The sequence below is a fragment of the Hyphomicrobium sp. 01T421 genome (assembly GCF_056398805.1).
Window position 1 is genome coordinate 2,081,577 of the sequence record NZ_JBFTQC010000001.1, and the last position, 17,552, is coordinate 2,099,128.

The window sequence follows — 17,552 nt, forward strand, 5'->3', positions numbered from 1 at the left end:
CTCGCGCAAGCCTGATTGATTTTTGCTCCTCGCGCGTCATGACGCTCTATTCGTTCTTAGGTTGGCTGCGGCGGCTCTGAGATTTTAGTCGCCGGTGCAAAAACGCGAGGGTTCCGGCCTCCGCCGCTGTGAGTTCCGAAGTCCGACTCGTGAGTTTTCCGGTGATAACGAAGTCGCCTTCAAGATAGCCGCACAGGATTTCCGGGTGGATATAGCATTTGCGACAGATCGTCGGCGTATTGCCGAGACGCATGGCCACCTGATTGATCGCTTGCCGAATGTTGCGCTTGGCGGCCGCTTCGACATTAACGGCGTCGAATTCGGCTAGCGCAACCGCCGTGAGCACGGTCCCGGCCCACGTGCGAAAATCCTTGGCCGAGATGTCTTCGGCGCCGAATTGCCGGAGATAATCGTTTACGTCAGAGGACGTGATCGGCCGAGGCTCACCAGCGCCGTCCTCATATTGAAAAAGATGTTGCCCCGGAAGGTCATGACATCCTTTGATGATACGCGCGATCCGCCGATCGTGGACGTCGACGCGCCATTCTTTTCCCGTCTTGCCATGGAAGCGAAATTTGGCAGTCGGGCCGTCGAACGTAACGTGACGATCCTTCAAAGTCGTCAGGCCATAGCTCTTATTGGTGCGGGCATATTCAGCATTTCCCACCCGGACCAGAGTATTTTCGAGAAGATAGACGACGGTTGCCAGAACCTTCTCACGTGTAAGCTTTTTCAGGCGCATGTGGCGCTTCACGGTTCTCCTCACCTTCGGAAGAATTTGCGCGAACGCGAGGATGCGGTTGAATTTTGTTTGATCTCGGCATTCCGCCCAGCTCGCATGATAGCGATATTGTTTCCGCCCGCGATCATCGCGGCCAGTCGCCTGGATATGACCATTTGCCTTTGGACAAATCCAGACATCCGTCCAGGCCGGCGGAATCGCGAGCGCTTGGATGCGCTTCAACGTCGAGATGTCTCTAACGCGCCGCCCCGCGGGTAATCGATAAGAAAAGTTTTTTCCGACAGGCAGGCGTCTGATCCCGGGCTCGGCATCGGAGGCATAAATTAAACCCGCCGCTTCAACTTCTTGCGGCGGGCACTCTATTGACGTTTCCTGCGGTCTATCGGCTTTGAGAAGCATTTCGTTCGTCGCGTTCTGGCAAGTTGCATTCTCTACAATGATAGCTGCCACTCCTCTGTTCCCATTCACTGGGCGTCGCGGACACCAACACATGAGGCGCGATCATGGGCAACCTCAGTCGTCAGAGTGGCTGAGAATACGAGGGGGTTGGTCAACAGAGCGAAGCGCACGTGCCCAGAACAGGTTAGATGTCAGCGCGTACCAATGCGTTGCTGTCGCGGTCAGAAACCGGCAAAATGTCCGCGTCCATCGTTCTCCGTTGTGGCCGGTTGACACCGGGCACATGCGATAGCCAAACGAACTCGGCAAGGAAGAGTTCATCGAAGAGAGATCGAAATTCGCAGCGGTGACCGCCATAAGGATCATCAGAGCCGCTAGCGGCGGATGACCAGATCTACGCGACGCGTGTCTCCCGCAGATGGGCGAGCAAACGCAAAGCCAACGTGAAGGTCACTGCTTTGGCTTTTTAGCGGTCAAATCTGGAACGTCTTCGCCAAGCGCGGTGGCGAGATCAATTTGGTGGTCCTGCTCATCAATCAGAATTTCGCGAATTTGTTCCGCGAGCGCGTACTCACCAAGTGCCTCGCACTGGCGAACCCGTTGCCGGTAATTCAGAATGGTTTCGTTTTCACTCTCGAGATCGTACCGCAACATCGTCTTCGCATCTTCGGAAGTGCGAACGGATTTCGGGATAACGGTTGGCATTTTGCCCAAGTAATCGATTTGTCGCGAAATTATCAAAGCATGCTTCAACTCTTGCTCAGCATGCGTTTGGAGCTGATCCGCAATACTCATAAATTCGGCGCCCTTTAAGACCTGAGAGTAGACCGTGTACGCGATGATCGCCTGATATTCGCGGGCCAAGTCTTCATTGAGAAGATCTGCGAGCTGATCGCGGCTGACGACGTCGCCAGCTGGTGCCGCAACTTTACCCATGGGGGAAACTCCAATGATTAGGATAAGGCGGCCAAAGAACGCGCGATATAAGCAATATGTTCCTGGCGCTCGAATATCGGCACTCAGGCAATTTTCGGCAGGGGTTTAATGTTATGGCCAACGAGGAAACGCTGCTAGCGTGAGCCACTACTTCGAAAATCGACAAAGGCGCCGACAGTCGCACCAACCATCGTTCCAACAATGCTTCCCGCTATCACGGTGGTTACCCAAGCCGTTTGGTATGGCTGGAGCGCGGGAAACCAAAAATAGTCACCGGGCAATTCGAAGCCGAAGATAATGCCAACGATGAAGCCCAGGGCGGCAAATGAATTCCACGCCGGCTGCTTAGCGAAGACGGGGTGGCTTGTGTCGTTGTCCATTGATCATCCTGTGATGCGACGCGCACGCTAATTCCGGCAACACCTGATGCCGCCATGGGTTCCTGTTGGCGTCGCAACCGACCGACTCCCGGTCACCTTTCATTCTCGCGATTAGTGATGCAGGCAAATGGCTGTCACTGGACAGTGGTTCCCTATTCCAGACGGGCCGACGATTACCTCCTATGGAAATTGCTATTGCGCCGCACGATGATACAGCCGGCAAAGTCTCATCGACTTCACCATCTCCGACCCCGTAATCCGTCAGTTCGCGATGCCGAGCTTGCGAGATAAGCTCAATGCCCGAAGCTCCACTGAGCTGCTACGGATAGCATCCGAGCTCAAGTTGATATGAGCTGAGCGCATTTGTAGTCACTCGACGCGCTTTCGCGAAGTCGCTTCAAAAAAATCAAGCGGCGGATAGGAAGATCCGCCGCTTGCAGCACGAGCGGGAACTAGCCTAGTCGAATTTCACTTTATGCCGCCATACGCAGTGATCGGCAGCGCCGGCAGGATCGTGCGGGCGTCCGTGAAGTTGATGCTTCCGAGGGCAGCACCGCTGTGTAGTCAACCTGCGCCTTAAGACCCTGCCGTAACGTCCGCCCGGCATTGGCAAAGAAGCTTCTGCCGATAATCGGGGAGGTAACGTTGGTGATGTCATCGTCATCGAGTGTGCGGAAGTAGCCGAGGCTCGAGCTCACCTTTTGATGCGCAAGAATATCCGTCTTCTCGCCTCGGAAGCCTGCTTCCCAAGTGTAAGACACAACCTGCTTCAAGGGAGGATCAAAAGTCAAAAAGCTTGGCAGGAGGCAAGGCTGGAGAGGATCGGCGCACGCTAATTCGGCAGCTACGGGAGCACGATTGGCTTCCGAGTAGCTTCCATAGACCGAGACGCCGTCGAAAAGTCGGTATGTGCCGCCCGCCATCGGGTTGAACCGGCTGTAGGACGGAGAGCTATTGAGAGCCGGCGCCAAGCCGGTTTCGTGTCGAATTTGAACATTGGCAACGTTGAAGCAGCCCCCTACGGTCAGCGACAGGCGATCGGTCGCGTCGAACGTGTCGGAGAAAAATGCGCCGTAGTAGGTGTTCGAGGTCGAGATATTGACAGGCTGTATATCGGATAAAGCCGTCGCGGCAGTAGGTGTACAGAAGCCATCGGATTCGACATCGTTCGCACAGACCGTCGCGACGGGACCGACGAAGCCGCCGCCGCCTTGAACGACAAACTTTGGCTGGAAGAAGCCGAGCTCGGCCGATGACTGGAACGAGACATTGCCATGGTCTACGCTGGCGCCGATCAAGAACTGATTGTTGTGCTCGAAAAGTTTAGCTTTCTCGACGGCCTGGACGGAGACGCCGAAGCTGTTTGAACCGACGGATGTTCGGTCAATTTCGCCGAGGCCATCGATACCATTTGGAAGGTTGATGACATTGCCGTTCGTATCATGCAGCAGGATATCCGTACCATCCAGGCTCTGCAGACAAGCGCCGGTATTTCCCGAGCCGTCATTTATATCGCACGGCGAAGCGTTGGAAATGTTTCCGTAGATGTGCTGCTGGTTGAAGCGGCGGTAGTAGGCAACTCCGGAGAAATCTAAAGTGTCGGTCGCCCGTACCTTGCCGTTCAAAGACACCATCTCGACTTGGTTCGTCGTCGTCTGCGGCGTGGAAAAGGTCTTGTCCCATCCTTGATCGAGGAGTTCGATAGGCGATGCCGCGGCAACGCCGGGAGAACTCTGGACATGGACACCGGATGAGCAAGCGAGCCGTTTCCTCATCCGATCGATGTCTGCCTTCTCTGCACTCCGACAGGTTGGCTCGCCTTGTCAACGACCCCGGTCGGCCCCATGATCTCTTCGCAGATGTGTAGGACGGAACTCCCATGTCATCGAACAAATCCGGGATCGATCCCTCATCAAAGCCCAGCGGGACAGGATGTGTCGAGTGCATGGAGGCAGGCGGATGGTGGTTTCACCTTAGGCGCTGTGCCCAGTGCGGCCACATCGGGTGCTGCGATACCTCTCCCGGCCAGCACGCCACCAAGCACGCTCGGGAAACAGGTCACGCTGTCATCACTAGCTTCGAACAAGGTGAAAATTGGTTCTACGACTACCGCACGAATGAAGTGTTTGAAGGCCCTACGCTCGCGCCGCCGCACCATCACCCGGTGACACAGCCCGTTCCGGGACCCGCTGGTCGCATGCCTTCCGATTGGGAAGAACATTTGAACGTCTAGTCGGCTCGTGACGAGTTGCCGCTCTGCCACAGCCTTCAGGTTGGCCAAGCCTTTTTCAAACTGGCTTCCAACCATCTTGTCGCAAGAAGCGAGAAGAACGTACCGCTCGAGTCCTTTTTGATCGAGCTACTTATGGCATGATCAGTGGCCCTGGCGGGGGTTGCTATCTACAGTCGTTCGTTCTCTAGCGAAGGCGGTAGACTTTCAAACTCATGTCAAAGATTTGAAAGGCGCTGCTGGCGAGTTTAAAAATCTCCAGCGTCCCGAGAGTTCGAGCGTCGAGTTTCGATTTATCACCGGCCGCTGTCTTGGTCGGTCGCATAGTCCGGCCGACTCGGGATTTGCGATCCAAATGCTTGTGCGCGTTTTCAATCGTCACAATGGCCGAGTCGATCATCGCGCCGATACCGATGGCGATCCCTCACGGGTTCACGTAGTTCGACCCGATGCCGAAGAGCTCGCTCCGGTGCCGAACTGCGTAATAATTACTCATGCGTTGCTCGCCGGGTTAGACAAGATCTCCGAATGAAGGCATCTATCTTCAAAATCCTCGCGCTAAAGGTGAGTTCGCAGCATGGCGGCTAGCGGCCAACGTTCGAATAATCAACAGATTGAGCTTGGTCAGCGGCTAAAGTCTGCACGAAAGGCGAAAGGTCTGCTCTTGCGAGAGGTTGCGGATCAAGTCGGATGCTCAAAGAGCCTTCTCTCGAAATTCGAGCACGGAGCGGCATCGCCCTCACTGTCGACGTTGCATCGCATTGTGCAAGTGCTCGGCATCAATATCGGCGCGCTCTGCGATCACGTTCCGGCAAGCACGGTGCACGTGTCGAAAGCCAATGGTAGACCGCTCATAAACACCGCAGCCAACGGGTCTTCCGTGGGTGTCATCCTGGAACGCTTGGTGCCGCATGGCGTCGGCCATCAGCTTCAGGGCAATATCCACATCATCCCGCCGGGCCATGGCAGCGTCGGCTCGATCACCCACGAGGGCGAAGAAATCGGCTATGTGCTGGTGGGCCGGCTTGATCTGACAATTGGCAAAGATACCTTTCGGCTAACCGAGGGAGACAGTTTCGTTTTCTCCTCGGGCCTTGATCATGCCTATCGCAATCCAGGACGCAAGATTGCGAAGGTCATCTGGATCAATACCCCGCCGACATTCTGACATTCGCTCGCCGCGCTTTGAAAGTCGCAGCCACTCCGACGAGTTGAATTTAACTCAACTTCAGAGTTGCTCACCGAGTTGAACTATGCTCAACCTCATTTCTACGTAAGAAATACGTGGAGATGAAGCATGGCCGAGGGATCCGGCGAAACACCTCTCTGCATTGCTTGCATTCAGATGGAGCCAATATTTGGCGACCTGACAAGGAATGTAGAGCACACAGTCCGCCTCATTGATGAAGCTGCCGATAAGGGCGCCCGGCTCGTCGTTCTCCCAGAGCTTTGCAACACCGGTTACGTATTCAATTCGCGCGCGGAAGCCTTCGGCCTTGCGGAGGCCATACCGGATGGGCCAACCGTCTCCGCATGGTCCGCCATCGCAAAAAAGCGCGGCCTCTACATTGTCGCAGGCATTGCCGAGCGGGCGGGCGAGAAGCTGTTCAATTCCGCTGTGATGATCGGCCCTGACGGCTACATCGGCACGTTTCGCAAAGTTCATCTTTGGGGCGACGAGAATCTCTACTTCGAGCCCGGCGATCTTGGGTTTCCGGTTTTCCCAACGCCGTTCGGCCGGATCGGCATGATGATCTGTTACGATCAGTGGTTCCCTGAAGCGTATAGAACCTGCACGTTGCGCGGCGCGGACATCGTCTGCATTCCAACGAACTGGGTACCGATTCCCGGTCAAGATCCGAAGCGCGAAGCCATGGCGAACATCGTCGCAATGGCCGCCGCTCACACCAACTCGATCTATGTGGCCGCTGCGAACCGCATCGGCACGGAACGCGGCCAGCCGTTCATCGGTCAGAGCCTGATCGTCAGCTACACAGGCTGGCCGGTCGGGGGACCAGCATCGCCCGACAGGCAAGAGATCGTGCTCGCCACCGTCAACGTCTCCGACGCGCGGCGAAAGCGGCGCTGGAACGATCACAATCAAGTCGTGCGAGACCGCCGGCCAGATCAGTACGACAACAATCTATGATGGGTGCCTAAACTTATGAAACTCACGAGCAGTCCGCCTCCCTTTACGTTTCTGGGTGCGCCCTTTGTTGAGGCCGACGCCAAGCTCCTCAAGCAGAGAGGCACGAAGGCCGCGCTGCTCGGCATGCCTTACGATATGGGCGGCATCTGGCGCACCGGAACAGCCGATGGCCCGCGCGGTCTCCGCGATGCGTCCCGCCAATATGGCTCCTACTTTTTCGATGATGACGTCGATTTGCTGGAGACTTTCAAACTCGTCGATTGCGGGAATGCGCCGATGGTGCCCGCGAGCCCTGAGAAATGCCGGGCGGCGATGAAGCATGGCGCTTCCGAGATCATTCGCTCCGGCGCCACCGGCATTTTCATCGGCGGCGATCATTCCATTCCCATACCCATCGGCCAAGCGCTCTCGGAAGCGACGCCCGGAAAAATCGGCTACATCGTCTTCGACGCCAATATGGACGCTGAAGAAGAAGTCGATGGCGAACGCTTCTCGAATTGGTCGGAAGCCTGTCGCCTCGCCGAGATGCCGAACCTCGATCCCAAGAACATGGTGATGATCGGCATTCGCGGCTCGCTCAATACGCGCCGGCAGTTCGAGTATGTGAAATCGAAAGGCATCACCGTCTTCGCGATGCGCGATATCATCGAGCTCGGCATCGTCGAAGTCATGAACCGAGCGATCGCTATAGCGGGCGCGGGTACTGATGCGCTCTACGTCAGCTTCGATACCGACGGCGTCGATGCTGCTTATGCGCCGGGCACAAGCGGCCCCGAGCCGGGCGGCCTGACGTCACGCGAAATCATCACGGCGGCACGCATGCTCGGACGTCATGGCGTGACCATCTTCGACATCGTCGAGCTGTGTCCCGCATACGATCCGTCGGGCATCACCGCCCGTCTCGCCTGCTACATCATCTTCAATTTGCTGGGCGCCACGCACGCGGCAAACGAGCTCAAAGCTCGTTGAACGGCTGATTTCTCGATAACACTGGAGGACATGCGACTTGATCAGGAAAGTATTTGTAGCCCTCGCTTTGGCTACGGCAATGATGGGTTCACCGGCCGCGAAAGCCGCTGACGCACCGTTGCAGATCGGCGTGACCATCTGGCCTGGATGGATGCCGTGGTGGATCGTCGAAGAGAAGGGCTACTTCGACGAAGTCGGCGTCAAGGCCAATATCGTGAAATTCAAGCGGCATGCTGACGATATGTCCGCGTTTGCCGGCAAGCAGCTGGATGCCACGCACATGATCCTTGCCGATGTCATCATACCGGCATCGAAGGGCGTGCCCGGCCGCATCGTCCTCATCACAGACGAGTCGTCGGGCGCAGACGGCATCATCGCCAAAAGCGGCATAGACAGCATCAAGGATTTCAAAGGCAAACGCGTCGCCTATGAACTCGGCGGTGTCAGCCAGTTGATCCTTATGCGGGCGCTGGAAAAGGAAGGTCTCAAGCTCGAGGATGTGAACTCGGTCAACATGTCGGCGGAAGACGCAGGCACGGCATTTCTCGCCGGCGCCGTCGACGTCGCCGTGACTTGGGAGCCCTATCTCAGCCAGGCGTCGAAGGACGGCAAAGGCCGCGTCGTCTTCTCGACCGCAGACACGCCAGGCTTGGTGCCGGATCTTCTGGTCTTCCGCGCGGAAGCGATCGAAAAGCGTTCCGCCGACGTGCAGAAGGTGATCGCCGCTTGGAATAAGGCGCTCGCCTTCATCAAGACCAACCGCAAGGAAGCGGTGGAGATCATGGCCAAAGGCGCCGAGATCAGCCCCGAAGAGATGGAGCAGAACCTCGCGGGGATCAAACTCTACTCGCTCGCCGATAACGTTCGCGAGTTCGGCGCAGCTCCGGCTGGCCCCTTGTTCAAGACGGCAGACGAGCAGGCCGACTTCCTCCTCAAGAACAAGTTGATCGACAGCAAGCCGGACGTTTCTTCGCTCGTTGCGCCGCAGTTTGTCGGCGCCGTGAAGGAATAACGTAGAGAACTCACTTTGGCGGCGAGTGAAGACACATCACTCGCCGCCTTTTTTCGCTTCGGGGAAACATCCGTTTAATGCCCACTTGGTTCAGTCAAATCGGCCGCATTCGCGCTCCGATCCCGGCAGCGCTCTACTGGACAGTCGCCGCGGCGACATTCGTCATACCTGCTGCGATCTGGTGGCTGGCCTCGAGCAGCGGCTACGTCGATCGCCTGTTTCTGCCGAGTCCTGCGGACGTTGCCAAACAGGCCATCGTACTGGCCGAGAATGGACGGCTGTGGGGCGACATCGGATGGAGCGTATACCGCGTTTTTGCGGGCTTCACGCTGGCGGCAGTCGTCGCCATTCCCGTCGGCATTCTGATGGGCACCTACCATATCGCCGACGCGATCTTCGAGCCGTTCACAGACTTCGTGCGCTACATGCCGGCGGCTGCATTCATCCCGCTCATCATGCTCTACGTCGGCATCGGCGAAACGGCTAAGGTCCTGATGATTTTCATCGGCACCTACTTTCAGCTTGTTCTGCTGGTGGCCGCAGTCGCGCGCACCGTTCCGATCGACGTCATCAACGTCGCGTATACGCTGGGCGCATCGCGCCGTCAGGTGCTGACGAACGTCGTCATCCCAGCGAGCTTGCCGGGCCTCGTGGAGAATTTGAGAATCACGCTTGGGTGGGCTTGGACGTACGTGATCGTTGCCGAGCTGATCGCTGCGCAACAGGGCTTGGGCTTCAGGATCATGGAGGCGCAGCGCTTCCTCAAGACCGATACGATCTTCCTCTACATCGCGATCATCGGAATCCTCGGCTTGGTGTCCGATCAGATCATGCGGCGGATCTCGTCGAAAACGATGCCCTGGGCGGAGACGTTTCACCGATGAACATAGCTGCGAAAACTGATGCTCTCGCCGTTGAAGGCGTCGCCAAGCTCTCCGTTCGCGATATCAGTCGCCGCTTTGAATCGCGCGGCAAAATTGTCGAGGCACTGAAAGGCGTCTCCTTCGATGTGCCGAGCGGCGGCTTCTACTCCATCATTGGTCACTCAGGCTGCGGGAAGTCGACCCTCCTGAATATCGTGGCCGGCCTCGATCAAGCGAACAGCGGCGTCGTTGCAGTCGATGGCGTTGTCCGCCGCAGCCCCGGTCCCGATCGCGGCATGGTCTTTCAAAGCTACACGCTGTTCCCGTGGCTGAGTGTCATCGAAAACGTGGCGTTCGGATTGCGCATGAGCGGCATGGGCAAGAAGGAACGCAGAGAAGCGGCATTGCACTATGTCGACCTCGTGAAGCTGTCGGCGTTCATCGATTCCTATCCGAAGGAACTCTCAGGCGGCATGCGCCAGCGCGTTGCCTTGGCTCGCGCGCTCGCGAACAAACCGGCTGTGCTGCTGATGGACGAACCGTTTGGGGCGCTCGATTCCGAGACGCGCGAGCAAATGCAGGAGCTTCTGCTCAACGTGCGGGACAAGGAGTTCATGACGGTCTTGTTCATCACGCACGATATCGAGGAAGCAATCCTGCTGTCGGAGACGATCGGCATTATGGCAGCAAGGCCGGGCCGCGTCGCTCACGAGTTCAAGATAGAGCTGCCCTATCCACGCGACGCCGACACGAAGATCTCTGATGCGTTCGTGCACAACAAGCGTCGCCTCATCGAAGTTTTCAAATCTGTCTGAGTCAGGCTCCACCCATGTCATCTCATCCGGCTGTCCAACTGACCCAGGCTCTGGTTCGGGTGGACACCGTCAATCCGCCCGGACAAGAAGAATCCTGCGCGCGGCTTCTCGCTGAGCGCCTCGAGAAGTCCGGCTTTGAAATCGAGCTGAGCGAGATTGCGCCCGGCCGTCCCAACCTTGTTGCGCGTCTGCGCGGTACGTCACGCAAACCGGCGTTATGTTTCAGCGGGCACCTCGACACGGTACCATTGGGCGCCGAGACTTGGACGCGCCCCCCGCTCGCCGGAGAAATCCATGATGGCCGAATATGGGGTCGCGGCACGACCGACATGAAGGCGGGCATCGCCGCCTTTATCGTGGCGGTCGAGACTTACGCTGACAGCAAAAATCGTCCCGCAGATATCGTCCTCATGCTGAGTGCTTCCGAAGAAACTGGCTGTCAGGGCGCGGCCGCAATCGCGGAGAATAGCGGGAAATACGGGAAGATCGGCGCGTTCGTCGTTGCCGAGCCGACAGCGAATGCCGTGGTGCATGGACACAAGGGCGCCACCTGGGCCCGCCTCAGCGCCAAGGGCAGAACCGCTCATGGCTCGATGCCCGATTTGGGCATCAACGCGATCTATAAACTCGCCGATGCCGTGAGGATCATCAGGGCCTTCAGGTTTTCCGAGTATCCTCATCCGCTTCTGGGTGTGCCTAGTCTCAATGTCGGCACGATCACTGGCGGGCAGAATGTCAATTCGGTTCCCGATACCGCCAGTCTCATGCTCGACCTCAGAACTGTGTGGCCAAGAAGTACGGATCGCATTCTGAAACAGATCGCGACCGCGATCGGCCCCGACATCGATATTTCGCAGCAGCTCTCCGTACCGAGCTTGGCCACCGATATCGACGATCCCTGGGTGAAGCGCGTCGAGCAACTGGTGCAATCGGTAACAGGGGAAAGTCAAAACCCCAGAGCCGCAACCTTCTTTACCGATGGCGCGCTGCTGCGCGAAGCCTTTGACTTGGCACCGACGATCCTGCTTGGCCCGGGCGAACCTTCTCTAGCCCACCAGACAGACGAATGGTGCAGCATCGACAGGATCGAAGCTGCGTGCGCAATGTACAAACTGATCATCGAAGATTGGCAGCACGCGGCGTAATGATTTCGCGAATTTTGCGCGGCAGATCTTACATCACCAAGCTGAGGGACTTTGAGCCATCGGCCGCCTCGGTCGATTTTGCCCCAAAGGCTTTGGGGGAATAGATTGCGCCGCATATCGTCAGGTCGAGTAGCGGCCGGGTAGAGCGCTCCCAGCCGAATATCCGCATTTAGGCGCGTACAACCATTGGGTTGCCAACAAATCTGGGATTGGGCTCGTTACGGGCGCCATGTGGTCGCCGCTACTCAGGAAGACACTCACTTTCGCGCGTGGCGAGCCGAGGAATTCATGCGGCCGATGGTGTCGAGCTTGAAATCGGGCGTCTCGACGGGATACAAAAGCGCTTGAGCGCCGTGGTTGTGCCGTTTCCCTTCTACCATCTGAAAAAAGAGCGTGTTCACCTATAAGACCGTGGCAGCAGGGAAGTGGCACCAAGAAGCACCCAATGCCTTTAACGGACACACAAGACCTAACGTTTACCCATTCGGCAAGTTCGGGGCACGGCTTGGCCGTATTATGTCTCCCAGGTTGGCAGAATGAGGGCCATGCAGGGCGACGTCTTGGTTCTTTCGAACTGAGCATCATCTGGTAATAGATGGCGCGTCTGGCGAAGTTGGAAATGATGAGAGTGACATGAACGAAATTGCTAAGTGCCCGATGCAGGGAATGCCGAAAGGTAAAACGCTGCGTTCCAGATCCAATTTCGATTGGTGGCCCGACCACCTCGACCTCAAGGTCCTGCACGGCAACAGTTCGTTGTCCGATCCCATGGGAAATGGTTTCGATTACTTCGCCGAGTTCAAATCGCTCGATCTCAATGCCGTCATCAAAGACCTGCATGGGCTGATGACGGATTCGCAAGATTGGTGGCCAGCTGACTTCGGCCACTACGGCGGTCTTTTCATTCGCTTAGCGTGGCATAGCGCCGGCACGTACCGCATCACCGACGGACGAGGCGGTGCGGGCGGTGGCCAACAGCGGTTCGCTCCTTTGAACAGCTGGCCGGACAACGCCAACCTCGATAAGGCACGCCGTCTGCTTTGGCCTATCAAGCAGAAGTATGGACGCAAGATCTCGTGGGCGGACCTCTTTGTCCTCAGCGGCAATGTCGCTTTGGAATCCATGGGTTTCAAAACCTTCGGCTTCGCTGGCGGCCGGGTCGATACCTGGGAGCCGGAAGAGCTGTACTGGGGGCCCGAAGGGACCTGGCTCGGTGATGAACGCTACAGCGGAGAGCGTGAGCTGAGCGAACCCCTTGGCGCAGTCCAGATGGGTTTGATCTACGTCAACCCCGAAGGACCGAATGGAAATCCGGACCCGGTAGCGTCGGCGAGGGACATCAGAGAAACTTTCTTTCGCATGGCAATGAACGATGAGGAGACCGTTGCGCTTATTGCCGGCGGTCACACGTTCGGCAAAACGCATGGCGCGGGCGATCCGTCGTTCATCGGCGCGGATCCGGAAGCGGCAGCCATCGAGAATCAGGGCCTCGGCTGGAAGAGCACTCATGGGACCGGTTTCGGCGCCGATGCGATCACCGGGGGACCCGAAGTGACGTGGTCGCAGACTCCGACGAAGTGGAGCAACTACTTCTTCGAGAATCTTTTCCAGTACGAATGGGAGCTCGAGAAAAGTCCCGCCGGGGCGTTCCAATGGCGAGCAAAGAACGCGGAAGCGTCAATCCCCGATGCATTCGACCCAAAGAAAAAGCATGTGCCGACCATGCTAACGTCGGATCTCGCGCTTCGCTTCGATCCCGCCTACGAAAAGATTTCACGCCGTTTCTACGAGCATCCGGACCAGTTCGCCGATGTATTCGCTCGCGCGTGGTTCAAGCTTACCCATCGCGATATGGGACCGGTTTCTCGCTATCAGGGACCTCTGGTTCCAAAAGAGACGTTGATCTGGCAGGATCCGATCCCGGCGGTCGATCATGAACTCGTGAGTGAATCGGACGTCGCGGACCTCAAGGCCAAAATCCTTGGCTCCGGCTTGACGGTTCAACAACTCGTCTCGACAGCGTGGGCTTCGGCCTCGACGTATCGCGGTTCCGATAAGCGTGGCGGTGCTAACGGCGCACGAGTTCGGCTTGCGCCGCAGAAGGACTGGGAGGTCAACCAGCCGGCGCAGCTCGCATTGGCGTTGTCGAAGCTGCAAGAGATTCAGGCGACGTTCAACGGTGCTCAAAAGGGCAAGAAGGTCTCGCTCGCGGACTTGATCGTTCTGGGCGGTTGTGCGGCGGTCGAAAAGGCTGCGAAGGACGCCGGCGTCGACGTCTCCGTCCCCTTCACACCCGGTCGTACAGATGCGTCTGCCGATCAGACAGACGTTCAATCCTTCGCGCCACTCGAGCCGCGCGCTGATGGATTCCGGAACTACATCAGCAGCAAGCGGCAATTCATGACGCCGGAGGAAGCGCTGGTCGATCGCGCGCAATTGCTCGGCCTCACGGGGCCGGAAATGACGGTGATCCTTGGCGGCTTGCGCGTCCTCGGTGCAAATGCCGGTCAGTCGAAGCACGGAGTGTTCACGAAGTCGCCGGGCACGCTGACCAACGACTTCTTCGTGAACCTGCTGGACATGGCTACGGAATGGCAGCCGGCAGGCGAGAACTTGTTTGAAGGACGGGATCGCAAGACGAAAGCGGTCAAGTGGACCGCGACGCGCGTCGATCTCATTTTCGGATCGCATTCCCAGCTTCGCGCATTCGCGGAGGTCTATGGATGTGCCGATTCTCACGGCAAGTTCGTCAGCGACTTCGCGTCAGCATGGGCCAAAGTGATGAATGCCGACCGTTTTGACGTTCATACGAAAGCCTAGATGCGCCGTGCACGGATGCTGCCACCATGAAGACCTGGACAAGCCCGCCGTACGCGAGCAGGAAGCTGGCCTCGAAGTGACGTGTTACCTGCCGGCGGAAATTGATCTCGTCTAAGATCAGATCCGAAATCATCAAAAGAAGCGGTCGACGCCTACTCGTCGGCCGCTTTTTTGTGGTGGGGGCGCCGCCAAGCGATAACTTCGCGGTTGCCGTCAACCTCGTCGTTGAGACCGTGATCAACTACGGCTCGATGAATGTGAACACGAGGCTGTCATCCCTGTATCCGAGGATGCTGCAATCGTCGCCTCTCGTTGGTGCGCTTCCAGACATCGTGATGGTCTTCTCGTCCTCGGATACGGTGCCGCTCACCGCATAGCCGATCGGCTTGCACCCCTTCTTGAACAGGTACGCCGTGCCTTCATACGCAGACTGATCGCGCGTTCCTTGAAACAGCAGTGCTCCACTGGAAACGCCCTGCACTTTGATTACCCCTCGCGGCGACTGATAATAGAAGGCCCGGGATGAGCCATTGGACTGCAAGCGGACTATGGAGCCGTTATGGTTCCATAGGCTCGCGGTCGGCGTCGGGTTGAGGTCGGAGGAGGGTTTGCCGGTTGGCGCAGCTGCCGGTGCGTATACTTCCGCCAGCAGAACATGATCGGTGTTGTTCGGCAGCTTTTCGCGCGCGCTCCTTAAGGCAGTGACGTCTCCCGATAGAACGGTGCAATCACCGTTTTCATAAGCACTTTGGGCGCCGACGAAGTTTGGGAAGGTTTTTGCTGTGTAGGTCATTCCGTGGGCATTAAAATACGATCTGAGCTTCTCGGCGGAGGTCTCGTTCGCTTCCTGGCAGATCGTTGCGTCGTTCAGCTCCAACGCCGTGAAAACGCCGAGTTGCCTGCGGACGAGAAAGCCTTCCCCTTCCGGCACGGAATCCCCGAGCGTCTTCAAAAGGCCTCTGACGGTTCCTGAATCGATGAAGCGGGCGGCTTGGAGATCGGCATTGCGCCCTTCAACATCACCTTTCTGGAGCTTGGCCAAGCCACGTCGCGCGAGTGCTTCCGCGAAATCCGGTTTCAGCCGTACCGCGTTGTCGTAATCGTCGATCGCGCGGTCGTATTCCGCATTCGAGAAGAACAGATCGCCGCGACGCTTGTAAGCGAGCGCAAAGTTCGGAGCGATCCGCAGCGCGTTATTGTAGTCGTCGATTGCCTGCGCATTGTCTTGTTTGGCCTGCCAAGTCGCGGCGCGGTTGAAGTAGAGGATCGCAGATTCCGGAGCGATCGCTATCGCCTTGTTCTGGTCCGTTAGCGCGGCGTCCAGATCGCCATTTGCGCGCGATGCCGAGGCGCGGCTGGTATATAGAATGGCTAAGCGATCATCGGCGAACGAGCCGGATTCGATAAGCTCCGAGCAGGCCTTGACGCGCTCGCTGTCACTCGCATTCGTCCGCGCAGTGCAGATATCTTGGTTGCCGCTCGCTTGAGCCCGTGCTCCGTTCTCTCCTGTGGGCTGCAGAGAGAGCACTGATCCGATCAGCAGATAGATCCACATTTGGAGTGGAGTGCGCGCGCTTCTCATTCGGGAACTTCCGTTTCGAAGACATGCGTCAAATTTTGCTCGATTGCCGTAGCGTAGGTCCGCTCAACGCATTTCTCGCCCCACTTCTCCTTGAAGCGCTTGAGGTCTTCCTGGCGCTCCTTCGATTCAGACTTCAAAGCCTGTTCGGCGAGAATTTTGAAATAATTGTGCGGATCGAACTGCGCGAGGTGCTCGTCGATATAATCCTGTAATAGCCGCTTGGCAGTTGCGTATGGATGCCGAATTGCTTCGGCGAGGCTGTTCCTCGCTTTCTTGAGGTCACGCACTTCCTGCTTCGCTTTTTCCATCAGGTCGTCGTTGCCAGACAGATATTCTTTGAAGGCCCTGTCGCAAACGACAGCGTAGTCATCTTCGGCTTCGTCCAAAGCGCTGTCCGGGCTCGGCGAAGTATCGTCACTCGGCCTCGATGAAGGCTGCCGGTGCTGCGCGTTCGTTGTGTCGGGCTCGTTGTCCTGATCAGGATGTGAGTTCGTGCGTGCGGCATTGGTGGCGCTGGGGGGATGAGTTAGCCAGTCTTGCGGCGGCGGTATGTTGGGACTGTTGATCTCCTCGTCCATCTCTTTGAGCGTGCTGCCGAACAGCGGAAGTATCTCGGCGACGGCATCGAGAGCGCGACAGCCCGGGCAACTCGGTGCGGGCTGTACCAGCACCAATTTGGTTTGAGGTTTCTGGGGTGGCTGCTGTGTGTTCGGGGGTGACGGCGGGGTCTGCGAAGGGCCGTTTCCGCGATCGTTATTGCAAGGCCCACCCGATGACATGCCAGGACCAGTAATCGTGCTGCACGATCCGGAATGGTTGGAAGGATTTGCAGCAGCGCGGCTTCGTTCCTCGGCTTTGCGCGCTTCGTCGGCTAATCGTTCCTGCTCGGCGCGAAGCTCATCTTCCACGCGCCGCAATTCACGCAGGGCTTCGTCGGCTGCGTGCGATCGACACCCGCCGTCCTTACAATACGTGCCCTCCGCGCAGTAGTGGCCGTTCCCGCAATAGCGCTCGGAAGAAACGGACAAACATTTTCCTCCGTTGATACAGGCAAAGCCGGGATCGCAAAATTTACGTCCCCCGCAATACCTGTCGGAACTTACGGAAATGCAGCGGCTGTCCGGAGTGCAAACGCTTCCTGAATCGCAGAACCTTCCATTCCGACAGACCCGCGGAGAGGACCTGCTGAGGCAGCCGCCGTCGGCGCAAATGGAGCCGGAACTACAGTAGGTCGAGCTGCTGCAGCAGACGACACCGCAGGGCACAACGCCGCTTCCGCATGTGCAGCTTGCGCCCGCTGGAATTGCGAGGTGCAATAGAATTAGGAATGCAATGGGAATGGCTTGGCTGAAATTCTTCAGCAGCGCGCGGTAGATACGCAAAGCAACTCACCCCCAGTCTGAAAATGCGGATGCGCTTTTTGGAAATTATACAGTTAACGGACGATACACTTATGATGATATATCCGCAATGATTAGAACGATGGGAGGCCTCGAATCTGCAATTGAAA

At 57.5% G+C, this 17,552-nt stretch carries 15 protein-coding genes and 1 pseudogene; 10 read left to right on the plus strand and 6 right to left on the minus strand.

Annotated features, from left to right (window positions below):
- Window positions 1-46: 46 nt before the first annotated feature.
- From AC1DK3_RS09550 to AC1DK3_RS09565, 4 genes are all read right to left on the minus strand, one after another.
- Window positions 47-1,141 carry a DNA topoisomerase IB gene (locus AC1DK3_RS09550; protein ID WP_477192899.1) on the minus strand — a complete coding sequence of 365 codons (1,095 nt, stop codon included), beginning with the start codon at window positions 1,139-1,141 and terminating at the stop codon, window positions 47-49.
- 450 nt (window positions 1,142-1,591) lie between these two features.
- The gene (locus AC1DK3_RS09555) at window positions 1,592-2,077 is read right to left on the minus strand and encodes a ferritin-like domain-containing protein (protein ID WP_477191979.1); all 486 of its coding nucleotides are present in this window, start codon (window positions 2,075-2,077) and stop codon (window positions 1,592-1,594) included.
- 134 nt (window positions 2,078-2,211) lie between these two features.
- Window positions 2,212-2,457 (minus strand): hypothetical protein, encoded by a 246-nt coding sequence (locus tag AC1DK3_RS09560; RefSeq protein WP_477191980.1) that lies wholly within the window; start codon window positions 2,455-2,457, stop codon window positions 2,212-2,214.
- A 473-nt stretch (window positions 2,458-2,930) separates the two neighbouring features.
- The gene (locus tag AC1DK3_RS09565; RefSeq protein WP_477191981.1) at window positions 2,931-4,232 is read right to left on the minus strand and encodes a TonB-dependent receptor domain-containing protein; all 1,302 of its coding nucleotides are present in this window, start codon (window positions 4,230-4,232) and stop codon (window positions 2,931-2,933) included.
- A gap of 170 nt (window positions 4,233-4,402) precedes the next feature.
- On the opposite strand from AC1DK3_RS09565, the gene AC1DK3_RS09570 reads away from it, so the two are divergent.
- The 10 genes and pseudogenes from AC1DK3_RS09570 (at window position 4,403) to pqqA (ending at window position 14,575) form a co-directional block, all read left to right on the plus strand.
- Window positions 4,403-4,690 (plus strand): UBP-type zinc finger domain-containing protein, encoded by a 288-nt coding sequence (locus tag AC1DK3_RS09570; protein ID WP_477192900.1) that lies wholly within the window; start codon window positions 4,403-4,405, stop codon window positions 4,688-4,690.
- Window positions 4,691-5,264: 574 nt separating this feature from the next.
- A complete protein-coding gene (locus tag AC1DK3_RS09575; protein WP_477191982.1) occupies window positions 5,265-5,855 on the plus strand; it encodes a cupin domain-containing protein in 591 nt (196 codons plus the stop codon).
- A gap of 129 nt (window positions 5,856-5,984) precedes the next feature.
- Window positions 5,985-6,836, plus strand: a complete 852-nt coding sequence (locus AC1DK3_RS09580; RefSeq protein ID WP_477191983.1) for a nitrilase family protein — start codon at window positions 5,985-5,987, stop codon at window positions 6,834-6,836.
- A gap of 15 nt (window positions 6,837-6,851) precedes the next feature.
- Window positions 6,852-7,805 carry an agmatinase family protein gene (locus AC1DK3_RS09585; RefSeq protein ID WP_477191984.1) on the plus strand — a complete coding sequence of 318 codons (954 nt, stop codon included), beginning with the start codon at window positions 6,852-6,854 and terminating at the stop codon, window positions 7,803-7,805.
- Between the two features lie 79 nt (window positions 7,806-7,884).
- Window positions 7,885-8,817, plus strand: coding sequence for an ABC transporter substrate-binding protein (locus tag AC1DK3_RS09590; protein ID WP_477191985.1), 933 nt, complete (start codon window positions 7,885-7,887; stop codon window positions 8,815-8,817).
- Between the two features lie 77 nt (window positions 8,818-8,894).
- Window positions 8,895-9,701, plus strand: coding sequence for an ABC transporter permease (locus tag AC1DK3_RS09595; protein WP_477191986.1), 807 nt, complete (start codon window positions 8,895-8,897; stop codon window positions 9,699-9,701).
- Entirely contained in the window at window positions 9,698-10,495 is a 798-nt protein-coding gene (locus AC1DK3_RS09600) for an ABC transporter ATP-binding protein (protein WP_477191987.1), read from the plus strand. Before AC1DK3_RS09595 ends, AC1DK3_RS09600 begins: the two co-directional genes overlap by 4 nt.
- A gap of 14 nt (window positions 10,496-10,509) precedes the next feature.
- Window positions 10,510-11,640, plus strand: a complete 1,131-nt coding sequence (locus tag AC1DK3_RS09605) for a M20 family metallopeptidase (RefSeq protein WP_477191988.1) — start codon at window positions 10,510-10,512, stop codon at window positions 11,638-11,640.
- 657 nt (window positions 11,641-12,297) lie between these two features.
- The gene (katG, locus tag AC1DK3_RS09610) at window positions 12,298-14,460 is read left to right on the plus strand and encodes a catalase/peroxidase HPI (protein ID WP_477192901.1); all 2,163 of its coding nucleotides are present in this window, start codon (window positions 12,298-12,300) and stop codon (window positions 14,458-14,460) included.
- A gap of 26 nt (window positions 14,461-14,486) precedes the next feature.
- Window positions 14,487-14,575, plus strand: a pseudogene (gene pqqA, locus AC1DK3_RS09615) (pyrroloquinoline quinone precursor peptide PqqA).
- 126 nt (window positions 14,576-14,701) lie between these two features.
- Here pqqA and AC1DK3_RS09620 read toward each other — a convergent pair.
- Window positions 14,702-16,042 carry a tetratricopeptide repeat protein gene (locus AC1DK3_RS09620; protein WP_477191989.1) on the minus strand — a complete coding sequence of 447 codons (1,341 nt, stop codon included), beginning with the start codon at window positions 16,040-16,042 and terminating at the stop codon, window positions 14,702-14,704.
- Window positions 16,039-17,070, minus strand: a complete 1,032-nt coding sequence (locus AC1DK3_RS09625) for a hypothetical protein (protein ID WP_477191990.1) — start codon at window positions 17,068-17,070, stop codon at window positions 16,039-16,041. The genes AC1DK3_RS09620 and AC1DK3_RS09625 overlap by 4 nt, the downstream gene beginning before the upstream one ends.
- Window positions 17,071-17,552 lie beyond the last annotated feature (482 nt).

Coding starts and splice junctions, on each gene's coding strand:
- AC1DK3_RS09590 (WP_477191985.1), top strand. CDS start 7,885: ATGATGGGTTCACCGGCCGCGAAAGCCGCTGACGCACCGTTGCAGATC.
- katG (WP_477192901.1), top strand. CDS start 12,298: ATGCAGGGAATGCCGAAAGGTAAAACGCTGCGTTCCAGATCCAATTTC.
- AC1DK3_RS09585 (WP_477191984.1), top strand. CDS start 6,852: ATGAAACTCACGAGCAGTCCGCCTCCCTTTACGTTTCTGGGTGCGCCC.
- AC1DK3_RS09600 (WP_477191987.1), top strand. CDS start 9,698: ATGAACATAGCTGCGAAAACTGATGCTCTCGCCGTTGAAGGCGTCGCC.
- AC1DK3_RS09620 (WP_477191989.1), bottom strand. CDS start 16,042: ATGAGAAGCGCGCGCACTCCACTCCAAATGTGGATCTATCTGCTGATC.
- AC1DK3_RS09580 (WP_477191983.1), top strand. CDS start 5,985: ATGGCCGAGGGATCCGGCGAAACACCTCTCTGCATTGCTTGCATTCAG.
- AC1DK3_RS09565 (WP_477191981.1), bottom strand. CDS start 4,232: ATGAGGAAACGGCTCGCTTGCTCATCCGGTGTCCATGTCCAGAGTTCT.
- AC1DK3_RS09550 (WP_477192899.1), bottom strand. CDS start 1,141: ATGCTTCTCAAAGCCGATAGACCGCAGGAAACGTCAATAGAGTGCCCG.
- AC1DK3_RS09605 (WP_477191988.1), top strand. CDS start 10,510: ATGTCATCTCATCCGGCTGTCCAACTGACCCAGGCTCTGGTTCGGGTG.
- AC1DK3_RS09555 (WP_477191979.1), bottom strand. CDS start 2,077: ATGGGTAAAGTTGCGGCACCAGCTGGCGACGTCGTCAGCCGCGATCAG.
- AC1DK3_RS09570 (WP_477192900.1), top strand. CDS start 4,403: ATGGAGGCAGGCGGATGGTGGTTTCACCTTAGGCGCTGTGCCCAGTGC.
- AC1DK3_RS09595 (WP_477191986.1), top strand. CDS start 8,895: ATGCCCACTTGGTTCAGTCAAATCGGCCGCATTCGCGCTCCGATCCCG.
- AC1DK3_RS09575 (WP_477191982.1), top strand. CDS start 5,265: ATGGCGGCTAGCGGCCAACGTTCGAATAATCAACAGATTGAGCTTGGT.
- AC1DK3_RS09560 (WP_477191980.1), bottom strand. CDS start 2,457: ATGGACAACGACACAAGCCACCCCGTCTTCGCTAAGCAGCCGGCGTGG.